The sequence below is a fragment of the Pseudomonas sp. AGC41 genome (assembly GCF_057334555.1).
The window spans coordinates 36,318-38,944 of sequence record NZ_JBHFJB010000038.1 but is presented as its reverse complement, the minus strand read 5'-3'; the positions used below and the strand labels follow the sequence as shown (position 1 = coordinate 38,944).

The window sequence follows — 2,627 nt, the reverse complement described above, 5'->3', positions numbered from 1 at the left end:
GCGATGGACCAGTTAACACGGAGGTTGACTGAAACACCGCCTTCGCGAGCAGGCTCGCTCCCACAGGGTTAGCGCAAACTTCGGATCAGCCGCGATGACGTCCGCGGAAGTAGCTGATCAGGCCCTGGGTCGAAGCATCTTCGGCCGGGCTCTCTTCGCTACCCACCAGACGGTTGTAGACGCCTTTGCCCAGTTCCTTGCCCAGCTCCACGCCCCATTGGTCGAAGGCATTGATGCCCCAGACCACGCTTTGCACGAATACCTTGTGCTCATACAGCGCAACCAGTGCTCCGAGGCGGCGCGGGCTGATGCGTTCGACCACCAGGGTGTTGCTCGGGCGGTTGCCCGGGATCACCTTGTGGGGGGCGAGCTTCTGCACTTCTTCTTCGCTGGCGCCTTTATCGCGCAACTCGGCCTCGGCCTCGCTGCGAGTCTTGCCAAGCATCAGCGCCTGGCTCTGGGACAGGCAGTTGGCGTACAGCCACTGATGATGGTCGGCAACCGGGTTGAAGCTGACGATCGGCACGATGAAATCGGCCGGGATCAGTTGGGTGCCCTGGTGCAGCAATTGATGGTAGGCGTGCTGACCGTTGGCGCCTACGCCACCCCAGATCACCGGCCCGGTGTCGGTGGATACCGGCGTGCCATCCTGGCGGACGCTCTTGCCGTTGGATTCCATGTCCAGTTGCTGGAGATGCTTGGTGATGTTGCGCAGATAGTGGTCGTACGGCAGGATCGCGTGGCTTTGCGCACCCCAGAAATTGCCGTACCACACGCCAAGCAGCGCCAGCAGCACCGGCATGTTCTGGTCGAACGGCGCGCTCTGGAAATGCTGGTCCATGGAATAGGCGCCGGACAGCAGCTCCTTGAAATTCGACATGCCGATGGCCAGGGCGATCGGCAGACCGATGGCCGACCACAGCGAGTAACGGCCGCCGACCCAGTCCCACATCGGGAAGATGTTTTCTTCACGGATGCCGAAGGCCACCGCGGCGGCGTTGTTGCTCGATACCGCGATGAAGTGGCGATAGAGCTCCGCTTCCGAGCCACCCTGGGCCAGGTACCAGGCACGAGCGGCCTCGGCATTCTTCAGGGTTTCGAGGGTATTGAAAGATTTCGACGAGACAATGAACAACGTGGTCTCGGCGCGCAGCTTCTGGGCCAGCTCGTGGAACTCACTGCCGTCGATGTTCGCCAGGTAGTGACAGCGCACGCCTTTATGGGTGTAGGACAACAGCGCTTCGGAGACCAGCTGGGGCCCGAGGAATGAGCCACCGATGCCGATGTTCACCACGTCGGTGATCGGTTTTTCGGTGTAACCGCGCCACAGACCATCGTGAATGCGGCCGACCAGATCGGTAATCTGGTTCAGCACTTTATGCACATCGGGCATCACGTTGACGCCATTGACCAGCAACTTGTCGCCGACCGGCCGCCGCAGGGCGGTGTGCAGGGCCGGACGATTTTCCGAGGCGTTGACGATTTCGCCTTCGAACAACGCATCGATCGCGCCCTTGAGATCAACTTCGTTGGCCAGGTTCACCAGCAGGTCGCGGGTCTGGGCGTTGATCAGGTTTTTCGAATAGTCGAGAAACAGGCCGCAGCTCGACAGGGTGAATTGATTGAAACGCTGCGGATCGGCATTGAACGCTTCGCGCATGCTGAAATCCTGCATGGCTTTGCGGTGGTCATTCAGCGCTTGCCAGGCGGGCAGAGCGGTCACGTCATGAGGAGTTCGGTAATACGCCATCGCTGCGGGTTTCCTTTTACTTTGAACGGCCTTTTTAACACTGAAAATTCCGGCGCGGCCCGAGAAGGGCGTCCGGACAACTGCGTCGACACGATCGCCAGACGCAGGGCGACTACAGTAAACCTCGCGTTGCGATCTGTCTTGACTTTGTCTGACAGTTTCCCGGTACTTTTTTATACAACAGCGGGTGACAGGGGCCGACAGGCGGAACGCAGATTCCACCTGTGGGAGCGAGCCTGCTCGCGAAAGCGCTCTGGCCGATACGTTGAGAGTGACTGACACACCGCCTTCGCGACCAGGCTCGCTCCCACAGAAGAGGAGCGTGGGAGCCGTTGGATTCGGTCAGGCCACCTGGACCGGAATGGCGTTGCTGGTGTGGCTCAGTTCGTTGCCCGGCGCCATGTAGAGCATGCGCGGCTTGAAGTTGAGCAGCTCGGCTTCGCTGTAATGGGCGTAGGCGCAGATGATGACGCGGTCTCCGACCTTGGCCTTGTGCGCCGCAGCGCCGTTGACCGAGATCATCCGCGAGCCTTCTTCGCCACGGATGGCATAGGTGGTGAAGCGCTCGCCGTTGTCGACGTTGTAAATCTGGATCTGTTCGTATTCGCGGATGCCCGACAGGTCCAGCCACTCACCGTCAATGGCGCAGGAGCCTTCGTAGTCGAGCACGGCGTGAGTGACTTCGGCGCGGTGCAGCTTGGCCTTGAGCATGATGGCGTGCATGAGTGTTTCCTCTGGTCGGGTCCAAACGGCGGGCAGTTTGCCCGAAGGGTTGGGGGGCGGCAATACGCGCGGGATCTGCAGATACAGTCTGTCAGGCACCCCATGCTCCTGTGGGAGCGAGCCTGCTCGCGAAGACGGTGTATCAGTTGACGCT

General features: G+C 60.6%; 2 protein-coding genes. Both read right to left on the bottom strand.

All coding sequences use genetic code 11. The annotated features are described in order from the left end of the window. Nucleotides 1–85: 85 nt before the first annotated feature. On the bottom strand, nt 86–1,750 hold the full coding sequence (gene pgi / locus ACE04F_RS06865) for a glucose-6-phosphate isomerase (RefSeq protein WP_486105547.1): 1,665 nt from the start codon (nt 1,748–1,750) through the stop codon (nt 86–88). A 342-nt stretch (nt 1,751–2,092) separates the two neighbouring features. Then, nucleotides 2,093–2,473: an aspartate 1-decarboxylase gene (gene panD / locus ACE04F_RS06860; protein ID WP_003228271.1), complete on the bottom strand. Its 381-nt coding sequence runs from the start codon at nt 2,471–2,473 to the stop codon at nt 2,093–2,095. Nucleotides 2,474–2,627: the final 154 nt, after the last annotated feature.

Coding starts and splice junctions, on each gene's coding strand:
- pgi (WP_486105547.1), bottom strand. CDS start 1,750: ATGGCGTATTACCGAACTCCTCATGACGTGACCGCTCTGCCCGCCTGG.
- panD (WP_003228271.1), bottom strand. CDS start 2,473: ATGCACGCCATCATGCTCAAGGCCAAGCTGCACCGCGCCGAAGTCACT.